The sequence below is a fragment of the Streptomyces sp. genome, assembly GCF_036566765.1.
GTDB lineage: Bacteria > Actinomycetota > Actinomycetes > Streptomycetales > Streptomycetaceae > Streptomyces.
In genome coordinates this window covers 24,793-41,640 of sequence record NZ_DATCVQ010000613.1, presented here as the reverse complement: position 1 = coordinate 41,640, position 16,848 = coordinate 24,793, and the positions used below count along the sequence as shown (strand labels likewise).

Annotated in this window: 16 protein-coding genes; 7 read left to right on the top strand and 9 right to left on the bottom strand. The window is 71.6% G+C overall.

Going from position 1 to position 16,848, the window contains the following annotated elements; translation table 11 throughout:
• Positions 1-5: 5 nt before the first annotated feature.
• The 5 genes from VIU94_RS35765 to VIU94_RS35745 form a co-directional block, all read right to left on the bottom strand.
• Entirely contained in the window at positions 6-875 is an 870-nt protein-coding gene (locus tag VIU94_RS35765; RefSeq protein WP_331918206.1) for an SDR family NAD(P)-dependent oxidoreductase, read from the bottom strand.
• A complete protein-coding gene (locus VIU94_RS35760) occupies positions 872-2,173 on the bottom strand; it encodes an MFS transporter (protein ID WP_331918204.1) in 1,302 nt (433 codons plus the stop codon). Before VIU94_RS35760 ends, VIU94_RS35765 begins: the two co-directional genes overlap by 4 nt.
• The gene (locus tag VIU94_RS35755; RefSeq protein WP_331918202.1) at positions 2,170-3,396 is read right to left on the bottom strand and encodes a phenylacetate--CoA ligase family protein; all 1,227 of its coding nucleotides are present in this window, start codon (positions 3,394-3,396) and stop codon (positions 2,170-2,172) included. The genes VIU94_RS35760 and VIU94_RS35755 overlap by 4 nt, the downstream gene beginning before the upstream one ends.
• Complete coding sequence (locus tag VIU94_RS35750; RefSeq protein ID WP_331918200.1) at positions 3,393-4,475, bottom strand: ATP-grasp domain-containing protein; 1,083 nt, start codon at positions 4,473-4,475, stop codon at positions 3,393-3,395. Before VIU94_RS35750 ends, VIU94_RS35755 begins: the two co-directional genes overlap by 4 nt.
• A gap of 385 nt (positions 4,476-4,860) precedes the next feature.
• Positions 4,861-6,558, bottom strand: a complete 1,698-nt coding sequence (locus tag VIU94_RS35745) for an FAD-dependent oxidoreductase (protein ID WP_331918198.1) — start codon at positions 6,556-6,558, stop codon at positions 4,861-4,863.
• Between the two features lie 233 nt (positions 6,559-6,791).
• On the opposite strand from VIU94_RS35745, the gene VIU94_RS35740 reads away from it, so the two are divergent.
• From VIU94_RS35740 to VIU94_RS35710, 7 genes are read left to right on the top strand one after another with little or no spacing between them, the layout of a single operon-like run.
• Positions 6,792-7,916, top strand: coding sequence for a SchA/CurD-like domain-containing protein (locus VIU94_RS35740; RefSeq protein ID WP_331918196.1), 1,125 nt, complete (start codon positions 6,792-6,794; stop codon positions 7,914-7,916).
• Between the two features lie 59 nt (positions 7,917-7,975).
• Entirely contained in the window at positions 7,976-8,401 is a 426-nt protein-coding gene (locus VIU94_RS35735; protein WP_331918194.1) for a cupin domain-containing protein, read from the top strand.
• Positions 8,398-9,666 carry a beta-ketoacyl-[acyl-carrier-protein] synthase family protein gene (locus tag VIU94_RS35730; protein WP_331918192.1) on the top strand — a complete coding sequence of 423 codons (1,269 nt, stop codon included), beginning with the start codon at positions 8,398-8,400 and terminating at the stop codon, positions 9,664-9,666. The genes VIU94_RS35735 and VIU94_RS35730 overlap by 4 nt, the downstream gene beginning before the upstream one ends.
• Positions 9,663-10,910: a ketosynthase chain-length factor gene (locus tag VIU94_RS35725; protein ID WP_331918190.1), complete on the top strand. Its 1,248-nt coding sequence runs from the start codon at positions 9,663-9,665 to the stop codon at positions 10,908-10,910. The genes VIU94_RS35730 and VIU94_RS35725 overlap by 4 nt, the downstream gene beginning before the upstream one ends.
• Before the next feature lie 23 nt (positions 10,911-10,933).
• Entirely contained in the window at positions 10,934-11,194 is a 261-nt protein-coding gene (locus VIU94_RS35720) for an acyl carrier protein (protein ID WP_331918188.1), read from the top strand.
• A 1-nt stretch (position 11,195) separates the two neighbouring features.
• Positions 11,196-11,675: an SRPBCC family protein gene (locus VIU94_RS35715; RefSeq protein WP_331918186.1), complete on the top strand. Its 480-nt coding sequence runs from the start codon at positions 11,196-11,198 to the stop codon at positions 11,673-11,675.
• A 22-nt stretch (positions 11,676-11,697) separates the two neighbouring features.
• Positions 11,698-12,030, top strand: a complete 333-nt coding sequence (locus VIU94_RS35710; protein ID WP_331918184.1) for a TcmI family type II polyketide cyclase — start codon at positions 11,698-11,700, stop codon at positions 12,028-12,030.
• A gap of 153 nt (positions 12,031-12,183) precedes the next feature.
• Here the strand turns inward: VIU94_RS35710 and VIU94_RS35705 are convergent, their stop codons facing one another.
• From VIU94_RS35705 to VIU94_RS35690, 4 genes are all read right to left on the bottom strand, one after another.
• Positions 12,184-13,212 (bottom strand): methyltransferase, encoded by a 1,029-nt coding sequence (locus tag VIU94_RS35705; protein ID WP_331918182.1) that lies wholly within the window; start codon positions 13,210-13,212, stop codon positions 12,184-12,186.
• Positions 13,213-13,265: 53 nt separating this feature from the next.
• Positions 13,266-14,327: a right-handed parallel beta-helix repeat-containing protein gene (locus VIU94_RS35700; RefSeq protein ID WP_331918180.1), complete on the bottom strand. Its 1,062-nt coding sequence runs from the start codon at positions 14,325-14,327 to the stop codon at positions 13,266-13,268.
• Positions 14,328-14,448: 121 nt separating this feature from the next.
• Entirely contained in the window at positions 14,449-15,054 is a 606-nt protein-coding gene (locus tag VIU94_RS35695) for a hypothetical protein (RefSeq protein WP_331918178.1), read from the bottom strand.
• On the bottom strand, positions 15,051-16,664 hold the full coding sequence (locus VIU94_RS35690) for a serine/threonine-protein kinase (protein WP_331918176.1): 1,614 nt from the start codon (positions 16,662-16,664) through the stop codon (positions 15,051-15,053). Before VIU94_RS35690 ends, VIU94_RS35695 begins: the two co-directional genes overlap by 4 nt.
• Between the last annotated feature and the right edge of the window lie 184 nt (positions 16,665-16,848).

Genomic DNA, 16,848 nt, shown 5'->3' with positions numbered 1-16,848 from the left:
CTTCTCTAGAGGGATTCCGGTCGCCCGATCCAGGTGCGGGCGAGCGTCTGCACGGTCGACCCGTTCCGGTCGGTCAGTTTCTGCCCCAGGTATTCGGCGGCCCACGGGCCGGTCGGGACCCGGAAGGCCGGGCGGTCGGCGCGCAGGGTGCGTACGACGACGTCCGCGACGTCCTGGGCGCTCTGTCCCACGGCCTCCCAGCCCTGGCCGCCCACCCAGTCGATGTAGTCGGCGAAGGTGGGCGCGTAGGGCCCGGAGGCGGCCTGGACGGTGGTGCGGTCGATGTCCGGGAAGCGGCCGAACGAGGTGTCCTTGACGAAGCCGGGCACGATGACGGACACCCGCACACCGTGCGCTTCGGCGACGGGCGCGAGACTCTCCATGAACCCTTCGACGGCGAACTTCGCGGCGCAGTACGCCTCGTTGAACGGCTGCCCGACGACGCCGTGCACGCTGCCGATCGTGACCAGCCGCCCGCCGGCGGCCCGCAGCAGCGGCATCGCGGCCCGGCTGACCTCGACGACGCCGAAGAAGTTCACCTCCAGGTTGGCCCGGAGCGCCGCCATCGTCGACATCTCCATGGTGGGGTCGAAGTTGGAGACGCCGGCGTTGTTGACGACCGCGTCCAGCCGCCCGTACGCCTTCTCCACGTCGTCGATGCAGGCCGCGACGGATTCGGCGTCGGTGACGTCGAGGCGGCGGACGTCCACCGTGACGCCGGCGCGCTCCGCCGCCTCGCGCAGCGCTCCGGCCCGGCCGGGCTCGCGCATCGTCGCCACCGTCGTGAACCCGGCCTGCGCCGCGGCGACGGCGGTGGCAAGGCCTATGCCGGAGGACGTCCCGGTCACCAGCACCGTGGCGTCGTCCGCCGTCATGACCGGCCCTCCCCGAGCGCCGGTTCGGCCACCGGCTCGTCGGCTTCCTCCGCCTTCTCCCGCTCGGCCGCGTCCAGCAGCGGCTGGATCCGCAACGCCGGCAGGAACGAGCAGGCCGCCAGGAGCGTGCCCGCCGCCATCACGACCCGCGCCGCGTCCAGGACGCCCAGCGGGCCGGTCAGCAGGGTGACGCCCAGGCCGCCGACGAGCGCGGCCAGCGGGATCACGCCCCAGGTCACCGTCCTGAACGCCGCGTGCATCACGCCTTGGTGCTGCGCGGACATCCGGGACTGCCGGATGGGCGCACTGCTCACGTTGATGCACGACATGAAGAAGCCGTAGCAGCCCATCGTCACGGCGATCACCGGCCCGGCCGGCAGGGCGGGCGCGGCGAGCACGCCGAGGCCCACCAGGCAGTGCAGCAGCAGCGCCCAGGCCATCATCCGCCCGGTGCCGAGGCGGTCGCTGATCCTGCCGGCGACCGCGGCCCCCACCAGCGCGCCCACCGCCGCCACCGACATGGCCGCGCCGAACACGCCGACCGAGACGCCCAGACCCTGGTACGCGAGGACCGGCAGCACGGTGACGAAGACGGGCCCGCCGCAGTTGAGCGTCACCGCGGCCACGACCACCCGCCGCAGCACGGGGTCGGCCCAGTTGAGGCGGAAGCCCGCGGTCAGCCGTTGCCCCACGGAACCCTCGGTGACCGTCTTCTCGCCCCAGGGCCGCATGGCCTTGAAGCACAGCGCCGAGACGAGATAGCTGGCCGCGTCCACGACCAGCGCGGCCACGCCGAGCGCGCCGTACAGCCCGGCCGCGATCGAGGGCCCGGACACCTCGGAGACCGAGCGGCTGCCCTCCAGGCGCGCGTAGGCGCGGACGAGGTGCTCCTTCGGCACGACGGCGGGGACGGCGACGAGGTAGCCGACGGTGAAGAAGATCGTCGCGCCGCTGATCACCGCCACGCAGCCGAACAGCAGGGGGATGGACAGCCAGTCCTGCCAGTACGCCAGCGGGATGATCCCCACCGCGAGGAGCCGGATCAGATCGCAGGCGAGCATCGTCCGGCGCTTGTCCCAGCGGTCCACCAGCACACCGGCGATCGGACCGAGCAACGGGATGCCCAGGTACTGGGCCATCGCCACGACGCCGACCTGGAGCGCGGAGGCGTCCAGGGCGAAGATCATCAGGGTCGGTACGACGAAGACGGTGATCCGGTCGCCGACCGTGCTGACCGTCTGGCCGAGCCAGAACCGGTTGAACTCGGGTCCTAAGGAGACCGGCAGCCGCAGCTTCACGACTCCTCCCGCAGCACCAGGTTCGACGTCTTGCCGGTCCGCTCGTTGCTGATCAGGTCGTCGACCTCGCGGACCCGGAAGGAATCCGGATCGTGCTGGAAGGCGGTGCTGAGGGTGAAGGTCTCGGACAGCAGCTCCTTGCGCAGCCGTTCGGCGTCCACGCTCGCGCCCCGGTCGGTGAGCAGCAGGACGTCCACTCCCGAAGTACGGCCCTGCTGCTCGGTGATGAGCACCTGGGCGCGGGATATGCAGGCCTCGCGTTCCACCCGGGCGATGAGCTCGTCCACGTGCAGACCCAGGCCGCGCACCTGCACGACGCTGTCCCGGCGGCCCAGCACCCGCATCGCCCGCCCCGGCCGGCCGCACGGGCACGCCACGAGGCGGCCGGCGTCGCCCGTCCGGTAGCGCAGCACGGGGTTCAGCATCTCCGGGTTGAGCGTGGTGAAGTCCAGCAGCTCGTCGGGGCCGACGTGCACCAACTGCTCGGGCAGCGGGTGGAAGGTGTCGGCCGGGCACTTTGGGGTGTTGGTGCCGACGACCCAGGTCTCCGTGCTGCCGAACATGCCCCAGCGCCGCGCGTCCGGCGCGACCACGGCTATGTCCTCCGCCAGTTGGGGCTGCCACGGCTCGCCGAGCCACAGCACCTTGCGCAGGGCGGGCAGCTTCAGTCCGGCGGCGCGCGCCTGCGCGAACCACAACCGCAGCACGCTCGGCGTCCCGCCGATCGCGGTCACCTCGCGCGCCGCGAAGAACGCGAGCCAGTCGGCGTACTCCTCCTTGGCGACCGAGCCCACCGCGATGACCTGGCACCCGGACAGGTCGGCCAGGGCCGCGGCGAGGAAATGCGCGCCCCACATGCGCCCGGCGCCCCAGGCGTTGACGAAGACGTCCGCGCGGTCGAGCGGCTGCCAGTGCGCGTGGACGCCGGTCATGTAGAACCCGGTCGGCGCGTAGCCGATCTTGGGCGCGCCGGTGCTTCCGCCGCTCTGGAAGAGCCAGGTGGCACCGTGCTCGGCCTGGGGCTCCAGGTGGGCCAGGGCGACGTTGAGGTCGTCCTTCATCAGCGGCGGCAGCGCGGCGACGTCGTCGAGCGTGAGCGGACCGCGGTGGCCGGCGTAACGCGGCGCGAGTCCCGGCACGTCCTTCAGCCGCTCGAACGATCTCCGGGCGACGCTCAGGTGAGGCTCGGCCGCCTCCGGCGGCAGCGAGAACAATTCCGTCATCTGGTTTCCGTCCCCGTCCCTGAATCGAAGGCGAGCGCATTGCGTGCGCCGTTGGCGAGCCACTTCGTGTGGGTGTCCCGGTAGGCGGTGAACCTGGCGCGGGTGATGTCCCGTTGGACCGTGCGATGCGGATCGGCGAAGTCCGGGGCGATCACGCCGTCGGGCTCGAGTTCGGAGAACCAGAACCGTTCCCCGTCGTGCAGGAAGTCGATGCAGAAGAACGGGATCGGCAGTCGCTCGGCGAAGTACGCGGTGGCCTCGGCCAGTTCGTCGGGGACCGGAGGAAACTCCATCGCGCCGCCCCGGCTGGCGTTGGCGACCGGCGAGCCGGACGCCGGAGTCCGCTTCATCACGGCGTACGGTTTGCCGTCGACGACGTACACCCGGTAGTCGACGGTGCCGTCGCCGAGGTAGGGCTGGACGACGAGGGTGGTGTCGCCGCCCTGCGCCAGGCTGGCCAGGCCCCGGATGTCCTCAAGGCTGCGGGCCAGGTTGATCCCGCCCCCGCCGCACCATCCGGCCGGTTTGACGATGGCCGGGTACGTCATGTTCCCGAGCGCTGCCTCGTACAGGTGCTTGCCGACGTCCCGGCCGGTGCCGACGCGGACGGTCGGGATCGGGGGCACCGGGGATCCGTCGAGGTGGAGCAGCGTGGCGAGCTTGTCGTTGCCGATGAGCGACACCTGCGGCGGGAACGGCAGGTAGAAGCCCGCCTGTTCGAGCACCGCGCAGAGCGCGTACTGGTTGAAGATGTCCATCGACTGGTACGGCAGCGAGTAGAGCGCGGTGACGAAGAGCGTGTCCTGCGGGGTGACGAGTTCGTCGTCCACATACACGCGCGGTCGGCCGCGGCCGGTGCCGTCCACCGTGACCGCGTCGGGCGAGTGCCTGGTCCAGCTCATCCCCAGGTCCTTGGCGACCTCCGCGTACAGGTCCCAGAAGAAGCCCCGCCACATCGCGGCGGCCCGGGTGGACTCACGGTCGGGGAAGATCCAGCACATGCGGCGCAGCGGGCCGTCGGGGGGAGCGGGACGGCTCTCCCCGACGGCTATGGGGGCTAAGGAACTCTGGTCGCTCATGGCGGTCTCCCGAGAAAGGGCATGCCGAAAGGGCATGCCAAAGGAAACGAGGGCGAAAGAAAAGCAGAAGAATCAGGAACGGAAGCCAAGCACCCGGTTCGACGGCCTGTCGTCGGGCGTGGCGCTAAAAGCGAAGTGTGCGTTCCGGAAATGAAGAAGAAAGAACACGGGTGATGACCCCGTCGGTGCAGCGCCTATTCAACACGTTCCCCCCAGAAATGCCTGCAAGCGCATATCCGTGCTCGGCGAACGTGGACTCTACCTTCGAAAATAATGTGCCACAACGGTTACAGGCAGGCAGTCCCGGGGCGCTGTCGCCGGAGTGACCTCCGGACCGGGGATCAGCGCCCCCGGGACTGCCGTCGGGCCGGCCGCGAGGACGCGGTCAGCCCAGGTCGAGGATCGCCGTGAGGGCGTGCTCAAGCGCCGTTTCGGGATCCGGTGACGCGCCCTCGGAGCGCCAGGCGACGAATCCGTCCGGGCGGACCAGCACCGCGCCTCCGGGCGTGACGCCGTGGGCCTCCGCCCAGTCCGTGTCGCTCGCGGGGGAGAGCTCCGCGTCGGGCCCGTCGCCGATCCGGTACGAGTCGAGCGGCACCGCGAGGCGTTGCGCGAGGCGCGCCGCGGCCGCGTGCCAGTCGCCGGAGCCGCCTCCCGCGCTGAGGAGGACCAGGGACCGCTCGTACAGGTCCAGGGTGGAGACCCTCCCCCAGCCTCCGGCCGGGGGGACCCCCATCTCGCTTCGCTCGCCGGCACGCGTCAGCCACATGTGGGGCGCCCGGGTCCCGGGCTCGCCCGTCAGCCGCAGCTCCTCGGGCACGACCGGGGCCGTCGGGTCGGCACCCTGGACCGCGCCCTGCAGGTAGCGGTAGCCCAGCGCCACGTTGAGGATGCCGCCCTTGCGCCCCCCGGGGCCGCCGGCGCCGGGGCCGGGGGCGTACCCCGGGTGGCTGTGCTCGACCGACCGCGACGAGGCGCGCGTGCTCGTCGCCTCCGCGACCGGCCGGCGCTCCGCGTCGTAGGAGTCGAGCAGGCCGGGACCGGCCCATCCGCCGAGTACCGCGGCGAGCTTCCAGGCGAGGTTGTGGGCGTCCTGGATACCGGTGTTGGAGCCGAACGCCCCGGTCGGCGGCATCTCGTGGGCGGAGTCGCCGGCGAGGAACACCCGTCCGCGCGCGTACCGTTGGGCGGTCCGCTCGGCGGCGTGCCAGGGGGCCGTGCCGGTGATCTCCACGTCGAGATCGGGCACTCCCACGGCCCGCCGGATGTGCTCCGCGCACCGCTCGGCGGTGAACTCCTCGAGTGTTTCGCCGTGTTCGGGGTGCCAGGGGGCGTGGAACACCCAGCGCTCCCGGTTGTCGACCGGCAGCAGGGCCCCGTCGGCCTCCGGGTTCGTCAGGTAGCAGACGATGAAGCGCCGGTCGCCCACGACGTTTGCCAGGCCGCGCGAGACGAACGTGACGCTCACGTTGTGGAACAGGTCGCCCGGGCCGTTCTGCCCGATGCCGAGCTGCTCGCGCACGGGGCTGCGCGGGCCGTCCGCCGCGACGAGATAGTCCGCGCGGATGGCAGTGTGCTCGCCCGTCTCGCGGCTCTTGACGTGTGCGGTCACCCCTTCGGAGTCCGGCTCGAAGGACATCAGCTCCGTCGAGTACCGCAGATCCCCGCCCAGCTCCCGGGCGCGCTCGAGGAGCACCGGCTCGAGATCGTTCTGGCTGCACAGACACCATCCGGCGGGGCTGAAGCGGGCGAGCCCGCCGCCGGGGTCGATCTCCTTGAACAGCCACTCGCCGACGTCGCCCACCAGGCTCGGCGTCTGCAGGATGCCGTTGTTCTCCCCCAGGACCGCAGCGGCCTCCCGGATGCGCTGATCCACCCCCGCCCCCCGGAACAGCTCCATCGTGCGCACGTTGTTGCCGCGCCCGCGGGGATGGATCGAGGTGCCCGAGTGGCGCTCGACGAGGGTGTGCGGCACGCCGAGACGCCCCAGGAACAGCGAGGTGGACAGGCCCACCAGAGAGCCGCCGACGATGAGTACGGGTGTGCGGAGACCGGACTCGCCGGCCCCTTCGAATCGGTTCATTGATCGTCTCCGGCGTCACCTGTGACGCGAGTCGGGGATGGGATGCAGATTCATGCCCTGCGGGGCCAGGTCCGCGTGCCCGGGGCACCCGGTTGACGCGCAGTTCACTCGTCCGCCCCGTGGGGCTCGCGCGCGATCGGCATGCCTGTCAACGATCGGCACATGACGACCCCGGCGTTTCGGATCCGGCGGTCGCTCCCGATCCCCCTTCAGAAGAGAAAGAGGTCTGCCGGATGACCCCCACGGGACGCATCTCGCAGTCGGCGTTCGACGGCTCCAGGCTGCGCGTGATCCTCCTGCTCGACCTGTACGACGGCGCCCAGCAGCAGTTCCTGGACGCCTACGAGCTCATGCGCAAGCAGGTCGCCACCGTTCCCGGTCACATCAGCGACCAGCTCTGCCAGTCCATCGAGAACTCCTCGCAGTGGCTCATCACCAGCGAGTGGGAGAGCGCCCCGCCGTTCCTCGCCTGGGTGAACAGCGAGGAGCACCTCGAGACCGTCAAGCCGATGCACAGCTGCGTACGGGACACCCGGTCCATGCGCTACAGCATCCTCCGGGAGACCGGTCCCGGGCAGCCGCTGACGCCGGACCCGGCGACGGCGGGCGGGCAGGTGGCGGCCCGCGTGGGCGACGGCGCGGCCCGTCACGCGCTCACCTTCACCGTCAAGCCGGGCTCCGAGTCGAAGGTCGCGGAGATCCTGGCCGGGTACGAGTCGCCCGAGGCACGGGTCGACGAGACCACCCGGCTGCGTCGCACCTCGCTCTTCATGCACGGCAACCGCGTCGTGCGGGCCGTGGAGGTCGAGGGCGACCTCCTCGCGGCCCTGCGCCACGTCGCCCGTCAGCCCGAGGTGCGGGCGGTGGAGGAGGCCATCAACCCGTACCTGGAGCAGGACCGGGACCTGAGCGACCCCCAGTCGGCGCGGGTCTTCTTCACCCGGGCGGCGCTCCCCGCCGTGCAGCACGTGGTGTCCGACCGGCCGACTCCGGCGAACCTGCGGCGACACGCGCTGTACTACCCGGCCAAGGAGGGCCGCGGCATGGAGCTGGCCCGGCTGCTCGCCCAGCAGGACCAGGCGGCGGCGGACGACCCGAACAGCCCGGTCCACAGCAGCACCCTGTTCCAGCGGGACGACATCGTGGTGCGCCTGATCGACATCACGGGCGACCTCGACCTCGACCCCGTCGCCTCCCTCGGCCTGAAGGGCCCGCGGAAGGCCGCGGAGCTGGAGCGGCTCCTCGACGGCGCCGCGATCGGCGTCGAGGGCTCCCTGGAGTCGGACCGCAACGTCAACCGGCTGCTGTCGCACGCCGACATGCTGCCCATCACCGACCGCAGCGCGGCGGGCTCCTGACGCACCGCCGCGGCCCGGCCGCTCCCCCGTACGTCACTGCCACATCCGGAGGTACAACCATGCTGAAGCAGCGTCCACGCATCGTGAACCTGAGCGAGACGGAACCCAACCGCAGGCGGGGAGGAGACCTGCGGGCCATGCTCACGCCGGCCACCGTGGGCTCCACCAGCGGCTTCATGGGCCTGGCCATCGTTCAGCCCGGCGAGCGCATCGGCGAGCACTACCACCCGTACTCCGAGGAGTTCGTGTACGTCGTCTCGGGCGCGCTCGAAGTGGACCTCGACGGCGAGACGTACGCGCTCCGGCCCGATCAGGGGCTCCTGATCCCGATCGACGTGCGGCACCGGTTCCGCAACGTCGGCGACGAGGAGGCCCGCATGGTCTTCCACCTGGGCCCGCTCGCCCCCCGCCCCAGCCTCGGCCACGTCGACACGGAGGTCACCGACGACGTGCACGCTCCCGAGCCAAGCGGGGCCATCGAGTGACCCGGCGCGTCGCCGTCACCGGTGTCGGTGTGGTCGCTCCGGGCGGCACCGGGGCAAAGGCGTTCTGGGACCTTCTCGCCAACGGCCGCACCGCGACCCGCGGGATCACCCTGTTCGACCCGGTCGGACTGCGCTCGCGGATCGCCGCCGAATGCGACTTCGACCCGCTCGCGCACGGCCTGGACCAGGAGCTGAGCCGGCACGCCGACCGGTACATCCAGTTCGCCGCGGTCGCCGCCGGAGAAGCCGTACGCGACTCCGGGCTCGACACCGACGCGGAGGACCCCTGGCGCGTCGGAGTCTCCCTCGGCAGCGCCGTCGGCGGCACCACCCGACTGGAGCACGACTACGTCCTGGTCAGCGAGGGCGGCCGGCGGTGGGACGTGGACGACCGCGCGGCCGATCCGCAGCTGCACCTGGCGTTCTCGCCGAGCACGCTCGCCTCGGTCGTGGCCGAGCAATTCGGCGCCCGCGGCCCGGTGCAGACGGTCTCCACCGGCTGCACCTCCGGTCTCGACGCGGTCGGCTACGCCTTCCACACCATCGAGGAGGGCCGCGCGGACGTCTGCATCGCCGGCGCGTCGGACTCTCCGATATCCCCGATCACCATGGCCTGCTTCGACGCCATCAAGGCGACGTCGCCCGACAACGACGACCCCGAGCACGCCTCCCGGCCCTTCGACGCCCACCGCAACGGGTTCGTGATGGGCGAGGGCGCGGCGGTCCTCGTCCTGGAGGAGTACGAGCACGCCCGAGCCCGCGGCGCGCACATCTACTGCGAGATCAGCGGCTACGCCACCTTCGGCAACGCCTACCACATGACCGGTCTGACCTCGGAGGGTCTTGAGATGGCCCGGGCGATCGACTCCACGCTCGACCAGGCCCGGCTCGACCCCACCCTCGTCGACTACGTCAACGCGCACGGCTCGGGCACCCGGCAGAACGACCGGCACGAGACCGCCGCCGTGAAGCGCTCCCTGGGCGCGCACGCCTACGACACGCCCATGAGCTCCATCAAATCCATGGTGGGGCACTCGCTCGGCGCGATCGGCGCGATCGAGGTCGCCGCCTGCGTGCTCGCGCTGAAGAACCAGGTGGTCCCGCCGACGGCGAACTACGAGACCCCCGACCCCGAGTGCGACCTGGACTACGTGCCGCGCACCGCCCGCCCCCGGAAGCTGAGGAACGTGCTCTCCGTCGGCAGCGGATTCGGCGGATTCCAGTCCGCGGTGCTCCTGACCGGGCCGGGCGGGAGGACACCATGAGCAGACAGCGACCAGGGCGCGCGGTCGTCACCGGGATCGGCGTGATCGCCCCCAACGGATCGAGCGCCGACGCGTACGGGAAGTCCGTACGGGAGGGCCTCGCCGTCCTGGACCGGATCACCCGAGAGGGATGCGAACACCTGCCCCTGAAGGTCGCGGGCGAGGTACGGGGCTTCGACGCCTCGGCCCTCATCGAGGAGCGCTTCCTCGTCCAGACCGACCGGTTCAGCCACTTCGCCATGGCCGCCGCCTCACTCGCCCTCGACGACGCCGGCCTCGGCCGGGCTGCGTCCGAGGAGCCCTTCTCCATCGGCGTGGTCACCGCCGCCGGGTCCGGAGGCGGCGAGTTCGGCCAGCGCGAGCTGCAGAAACTGTGGGGCCAGGGCTCCAAGTTCGTCGGCCCGTACCAGTCCATCGCCTGGTTCTACGCCGCCAGCACCGGCCAGATCTCCATCCGCGGCGGCTTCAAGGGGCCCTGCGGAGTGGTCGCGAGCGACGAGGCCGGCGGCCTGGACTCCCTCGCCCACGCGGCCCGGGCCGTGCGGCGCGGGACCGGCGTGATGGTCGTCGGAGCGGCGGAGGCCCCGCTCGCCCCGTACTCGATGGTGTGCCAGCTCGGCTACCCCGAGCTCAGCACCGTCGAGGAACCGGATCGCGCCTACCGCCCCTTCACGGGTGCCGCCTGCGGCTTCGTGCCCGCGGAGGGCGGTGCCATGCTCGTCGTCGAGGACGAGACCCGGGCCCGCGATCGGGGAGCGGCCGTCCGGGCCACCGTGGCCGGCCACGGCGCCACCTTCACCGGCGCCTCGCGCTGGGAGCTGTCCCGGGAGGGACTCGCCCGCGCGATCCGCGTCGCTCTCGACGAGGCCGACTGCGCCCCGGAGGAGATCGACGTCGTGTTCGCCGACGCCCTGGGCGTACCGGAGGCGGACCGCGCCGAGGCCCTGGCGATTGCCGACGCCCTGGGCGCGCACGGCACGCGGGTCCCCGTCACGGCGCCCAAGACCGGATTCGGCCGTGCCTACTGCGGGGCCCCGGTTCTGGACACCGTGGCCGCGGTGCTCGCCATGGAACAGGGCCTGGTACCGCCCACGCCCAATGTGTTCGACATCGACCACGACATCGACCTGGTGATGTCCCGCGCTCGCCCCGCCGAGCTGCGCACCGCACTCGTCCTCAGCAGGGGACTCATGGGATCCAACGCGGCGCTGGTCGTGCGCCGCGGCGGCGACTCCGCCCGGTAGGACCGGGCGGGAAGGAGAAACACATGATCACCACCGAAGTGACCTTCGACGAACTGGCCGCGCTGATGAAGCAGTCGGCCGGTGTCACCGTCGACGCCCGGGAGCTCGAGCAGACATCGGACGCGCCCTTCAGCGCCCTCGGCGTCGACTCGCTCGGCCTGCTCGGCATCGTCGGGGAGCTGGAGAACCGGTACGGCAAGGCGCTTCCCAACGACGCGGAGCGCTGCAAGACGCCCGCCGAATTCATCGACCTCGTCAACAACACCTTCAGGACGGGAGCCTGACGTGTCAGGACACACCGACAACAGCATCACCATTGCCGCCCCTCTCGACCTCGTCTGGGAGATGACCAACGACATCGAGAACTGGCCCCGACTCTTCAGCGAGTACGCGTCCGTCGACGTCCTCGACCGCGAGGGCGACTCGACGACCTTCCGGCTGACCATGCACCCGGACGAGTCCGGCAAGGTCTGGAGCTGGGTCTCGGAGCGCACCATGGACCGCGACAAGAAGTCCGTCCGGGCCCGCCGCGTCGAGACGGGCCCCTTCGCGCACATGAACATCCGCTGGGACTACGCGGAGATGCCCGGCGGCGTCCAGATGCGCTGGGTGCAGGACTTCGCGATGAAGCCCGACGCCCCGGTCGACGACGACTGGATGACGGACAACATCAACCGCAACTCGCGCACGCAGATGGCCCTCATCCGGGACCGCATCGAGCAGGTCGCCCGGGACCGCCGGGACGCACCGGTCGTACCGGGCTGATCGAGCCCAGGAAGGACACGCGATGCACCACACCCTGATCGTCGCCCGCATGGCGCCCGATTCGGCGCCGGCGATCGCCGACGTGTTCGCCTCCTCGGACCGCGGCGAACTCCCGCACCTGGTCGGCGTCGCCCGGCGCAGCCTCTTCCAGTTCGGCGACGTCTACCTGCACCTCATCGAGGCCGAGCAGGACCCGGCGCCCGCCATCGCGAAGCTGACCGGGCACCCCGAGTTCCGCAGCACCAGCGACCGACTGTCGGCGTACGTCAGCGCGTACGACCCGCAGACCTGGCGCAGCCCCAAGGACGCCATGGCGCGCTGCTTCTACCGCTGGGAGCGGGACGCCCCTTCCTGAGCGGCACACGGCAAGAATCCCGAGGCCGCCGGCCCCGCGTCAGACGCGGAACCGGCGGCCTCGGGATTTCTCCGGTGCTGTTCGGCCAGAGGTGTTGTTCGGTCGAACGAGTTGATCGGTCGAACGAGTTGATCGGTCGGACGAGTTGATCGGTCAGACGGGGACGGTGCATTCGAAGGCGTGCAGATACGCGTTGACCGAGCGGATCTCGCCGATGACCAGACCCGCCTCCGACAGCCGCTCGACCATGCTCTGCCGGGTGTGCTTCGCGCCTCCGACGTTGAGGAGGAGCAGCAGGTCCATGGCCGTCGTGAACCGCATCGAGGGCGTGTCGTCCACCAGGTTCTCGATCACGACGACACGGGCGCCGGGCCGCGCCGCCCTCCGGACGTTGGCCAGCGCCCTGCGGGTGCTCTCGTCGTCCCACTCCAGGATGTTCTTGATGATGTACACATCCGCCCGGACCGGGATGTCTTCGCGGCAGTCCCCGGGCACCACCCGAACCCGGGAGGCCAGCGCGCCGCCCTCCCGCAGCCGCGGATCGGCGTTCTCCACCACGCCCGGCAGGTCGAGCAGCGCGCCGTGCAAGGAGGGGTGCTTCTCCAGCAGACTCGCCAGGACGTGCCCCTGCCCGCCCCCGATGTCCGCGACCGAGGTCACGCCCGTCAGGTCGAGGAGGTTCGCGACGTCCTGCGCCGACTGCCGGCTCGACGTCGTCATGGCCCGGTTGAAGACGTACGCGGACTCGGGCGCGTCCTCGTTGAGGTACGCGAAGAACTCCCGGTCGTACACGTCCTGGAAGACGTTGCGGCCGGAGCGCACCGCCTCGTCGAGCTTCGGCCAGACGTCCCAGGTCCAGGGCTCGGTGCACCACAGCGCGATGTACCGCAGGCTGTGCGGATCGTCCTCGCGCAGCAGCCGGGACATCTCCGTGTGCGCGAACGTGCCGTCGGGCTGCTCCGTGAAGACACCCTGGCAGGACAGTGCGCGCAGCAGCCGGCGCAGTGTCCGCGGCTCGGTCTTCACCGCGGCCGCCAGGTCGTCCACGGTCATGGGCGTGTCGCCCATGGCGTCCGCCACACCCAGGCGGGCGGCCGCGCGTACGGCGGCGGCGCACGCCGCCCCGAAAACGAGCTCCCTCAGCCGCATGGGCGGCGGGGGAGCCGGATCAACCGTCGTCATCTGTTGCCTTGCCTTTGCTGTAGTGCCGTGGGGGGGCGGGGGAGGCCGGTCGGTCAGCACATTCCGGCGGGCTCGGAGACCGTGCACCTGTTGCGGGTGAACGTGTTGCCCTTGCCGGTGTCCCGGTTGGCCAGGTCAGCCGTGCTGTTGCGCAGCACCACGTTGTCGCGGATCGCGTTCTGCTCGTTGAACGCGCCCACGAAGCTCTTGAACAGGACGATGCCGCCCGACAGCGGAGAGGCGCCCACGTTGTCCACCACGTGGTTCTTCTCCACCACCGTCTCCTCGGCGCCGGTGAGGACGATGCCCGAGCCCTGCAGGAAGGGCAGGCGGGGGGTCGCCGGGCAGTGCTTGTTGTTGGCGTAGAGGGAGTTCAGGCGCACGGTGGCCTTGGTGCGCGGCCTGGACTCGTCGCCCACCACGAACACCCCGGTGCAGTTCTCGGTCACCTGGTTGTGCTCGACGGTCACGTTCCGCAGCCGCCGCACGGTGATGCCGATCCGGTTGCCGGTGCTGAGGTTGTGGCTGATCACCGTGTCCAGGGCGTCCGACGCTCCGTGCTCCCTGTCGGTGGTGTTGGCCACGAACAGCCCGGCGTCGCCGTTGTCGCGGGTGACGTTGTGGCTGAGCTCACCGCGTACGGACCTCTCCTCGCCGATGCCCCACTTGCCGTTCTTCTCGGCGACCGTGTGCTGGACTTTCAGCCCATCGGTCCACTGCGCCCACAGGCCGTTGCCGGTGAAGCCCCTGAGCGTCAGGGAGCGCACGGTGACGCCGGCGACGGGGCCGGCTTCCGTCCCGGTCACGCAGATGCCGTGGCCGGCCTTGGCGCACGCGTCGTCGGCGGCGGCCGTGCCGGGCTGGATGACGGTGGGCAGGATGCCCGAGCCGCGCAGTGTCAGGTTCGACTTGGTGATGCGGACGCTCTCACGGTAGGTGCCGGGGGACAGGACGATGGTGTCCCCGGGCTTCGCGGCGTCCACTGCTTTCTGGATGGATGCGCCGGCCTTCACCTGGCGTACCGTGCGGTGGTCGGCCGTCGGGGCGGCGGCGCCGAGTCCCGAGGCCGCGAGCGCCACGGTGCAGGCGAGGAGGGCGATCTGTCGTCTGGTCATACGGCGAAGCTATGAGCGCCCGTACCGGCCTGCCACCGCTGATCCTCCAGGCGGGCCCATGGCCCCGCGAACCCGCCTGCGAACGGCCTAGTCCCGGTCGACGGCCGGAGCGTCGGGGGTCTCAGGCGCAGCGGTACGTGAAAGTCGCCGCGGCTGTATGGGCGGTGGGCGAGATGATCACGAGGCGGGCCGTGGCACGGTGCTCTCCGGGCCCGTGGAAGGTCCACAGCAGGTGCAGGTCGGCCTGCTTCTGACCTCGGGCCAGTTTCTCGTGCAGCGGCGCGGACACGGTGCCGTCGCTGCGTTCCCAGCGGTACGTGAGGGTGCCTCGGCGGCCGTCGGTGCGTACGACGCCCACGACGTCCGCCGTCTCGTCGCAGCCGAGCCGCTGCTCCGAGGCGCCGACCGCCACGTCCCGCACCGCCACCCGTGGGCCGTAGTGCTGCCAGGCGAGGAAGGCCAGGACGGCGGCCAGCACGACGCCGGCGAGTGCGTACCGCCGCGGCCATCGGCGGGGGACGGGCCGCGGCGGCGGTGCGCCGGGCAGCGTGCCGTGCCAGATCTGGGCCGCTGTGGGCGTCGTCCCGGCGCGCCGTGCCGCGGCTGCGGTCACCCCCGGGCCGAAGCGCAGGACCTCGCCGTCCACGCGGTCCGGCGGCGTGTCCGGCGCCGGCCGCTCGAACCAGTGGCTGCCCAGTTCGGTGGCGCTGTAGTCGTCGTCGTTCATGAGATCGTGCACCGCCGGATGAAGATCTGCTGGAGAGAACCGCCGTTCGCGGCGGCCGGGTCCGTGCTCGCGCGCACCCCCCAGTAGCAACCGGCGCCCTGGACGGTGTGGGGGAGCGTGAGGGTGTACCGGGTGGCCCCCTCGCGCCGGAAGGTCTCCGAGCCGTCAGGAGTGCCGGGCACGCCCTTCTCGTCGCCGGTGAACCACTCGACGACGACCGTCACCGGACCCGGTCCGTCCGTCGTGACCTCGACAACGGCCTGGGCGGCCGTCGGCCCGATCTGCCGCAGGCTGGTGACCCAGACGCCGGTCACGGAGACGGTCGGGGTCCTTGTCGGGCGCGTGGTCGGCCGGTCGGTGGGCGTCGCGCTGGTGTCCGGGGACGGTGTCGAGTCTGGCGGGGGCGTCGTCGTGCCGTCGGTGGGCGAGGCGCTCGGGGTGACGGTCGGCGTCTCCAGGGAGGAGGACGGCTCCGGGCTCGGCGAGGGCGGCGACGGCTCCGGCGACGTCTCCGGCGTCGGCGGGGGTGTGCTCGGCATGCTGCTCGTGGTCGCGAAGGCCCGGGCAGCCTCGTCGGCGCCCGGCTCCTCGCCGTCGGCACGGGCGGCGAGGGCGAGCAGCAGCGCCACGACGAGCGCGGCCGCGCCGGCCGGCAGTCCGCGCGGAATCCGCCACCGCGGGCGGGGCGGCGGGTCGGGCAGCGTCGTGGTGGCGAGCGCGGTCGTGCCCTGCGAAGGGCCTCCGGAGGAGGGGAAGAGCAGCGGCAGAAGCGCGGCCAGCGCCGCCAGCCTGCCCCGGCCCCGTTCCTCCCAGTCGGGGCCGTACGCGGCCGTGGCGACCGACTCCAGCTCGCTGACGAACGCCGCCGCGTTCTCCGGCCGCTCCTGCGGGGTCTTGGCGAGGCCCCGCCGGATGAGCGGGCGCAGCGGCTCAGGGGCCTGCTCGTCGGGAACGGGCGCGTCCAGGTGCTGCAGGGCGAGTTCCGCGAAGTTGCCGCCGGTGAACGGCTTGTGGCCGGTCAGACACTCGAAGAACGTCGCGGTCGCCGCGTACACATCGGCCGCCGGCGAGGCGGGCGCCCCGTTCCACTGCTCGGGCGCCATGTAGGCCGGTGTTCCGGCGATGCCCGGTGTGCTGCCCCGGCCGGTCGCGATGCCGAAGTCGACGAGCTTGGACGAGCCGTCGGCGGCGACCAGCACGTTCGCGGGCTTGTAGTCGCGGTGCACGACGCCCGCCCGGTGCGCGGCGGCCAGGCCCAGGAGGGAGCCCTTGAGCACCACGAGAGCCGCCTCGGGGCCGGTGGCGCCCTCCTGCGCGAGCAGGGTGCGCAGCGCGACGCCGTCGACCAGCTCCATCACGATGGCCGCGCCGCCGGGCGCCTCGACGTACTCGTAGAACCCCACGACGTACGGGCTGTCCAGGCCGCCGAGCAGCCGCGCCTCGGAGCGGAAACCGCGTACGAACGCCTCGTCCGCGCACAGCCGCTCGCTCAGGTACTTGACCGCCACCGGCGTCCCGGTCGCGTCATGGACGGCGAGGACCACCCGCCCGCTCGCGCCCGCGCCCAGCTCCCGGGACTCGGTGTACCCGGGTACCGCCCATGTGTTCATCTCGCCCCCCGTGCACTCGCCTCACCCAAAGGGACAATTTCCGGCCATCCCTGGTTCCAAGCCTCGTGTACGGACTTCCGGCGCAACCACGGGGGTTTCCAGCACAACCGAACGGGCTCCGCCGCAGCCGGCACATGGATTTCCGGAACGAGCACATGGACTCTTCGCCGACCTGCCGACGCGC

Bases quoted from the DNA above. Each gene is read 5' to 3' on its own strand.
- VIU94_RS35745 (WP_331918198.1), bottom strand. From the start codon at position 6,558: ATGAACCGATTCGAAGGGGCCGGCGAGTCCGGTCTCCGCACACCCGTA.
- VIU94_RS35755 (WP_331918202.1), bottom strand. From the start codon at position 3,396: ATGACGGAATTGTTCTCGCTGCCGCCGGAGGCGGCCGAGCCTCACCTG.
- VIU94_RS35740 (WP_331918196.1), top strand. From the start codon at position 6,792: ATGACCCCCACGGGACGCATCTCGCAGTCGGCGTTCGACGGCTCCAGG.
- VIU94_RS35690 (WP_331918176.1), bottom strand. From the start codon at position 16,664: ATGAACACATGGGCGGTACCCGGGTACACCGAGTCCCGGGAGCTGGGC.
- VIU94_RS35695 (WP_331918178.1), bottom strand. From the start codon at position 15,054: ATGAACGACGACGACTACAGCGCCACCGAACTGGGCAGCCACTGGTTC.
- VIU94_RS35700 (WP_331918180.1), bottom strand. From the start codon at position 14,327: ATGACCAGACGACAGATCGCCCTCCTCGCCTGCACCGTGGCGCTCGCG.
- VIU94_RS35705 (WP_331918182.1), bottom strand. From the start codon at position 13,212: ATGACGACGGTTGATCCGGCTCCCCCGCCGCCCATGCGGCTGAGGGAG.
- VIU94_RS35735 (WP_331918194.1), top strand. From the start codon at position 7,976: ATGCTGAAGCAGCGTCCACGCATCGTGAACCTGAGCGAGACGGAACCC.
- VIU94_RS35765 (WP_331918206.1), bottom strand. From the start codon at position 875: ATGACGGCGGACGACGCCACGGTGCTGGTGACCGGGACGTCCTCCGGC.
- VIU94_RS35750 (WP_331918200.1), bottom strand. From the start codon at position 4,475: ATGAGCGACCAGAGTTCCTTAGCCCCCATAGCCGTCGGGGAGAGCCGT.
- VIU94_RS35720 (WP_331918188.1), top strand. From the start codon at position 10,934: ATGATCACCACCGAAGTGACCTTCGACGAACTGGCCGCGCTGATGAAG.
- VIU94_RS35710 (WP_331918184.1), top strand. From the start codon at position 11,698: ATGCACCACACCCTGATCGTCGCCCGCATGGCGCCCGATTCGGCGCCG.
- VIU94_RS35725 (WP_331918190.1), top strand. From the start codon at position 9,663: ATGAGCAGACAGCGACCAGGGCGCGCGGTCGTCACCGGGATCGGCGTG.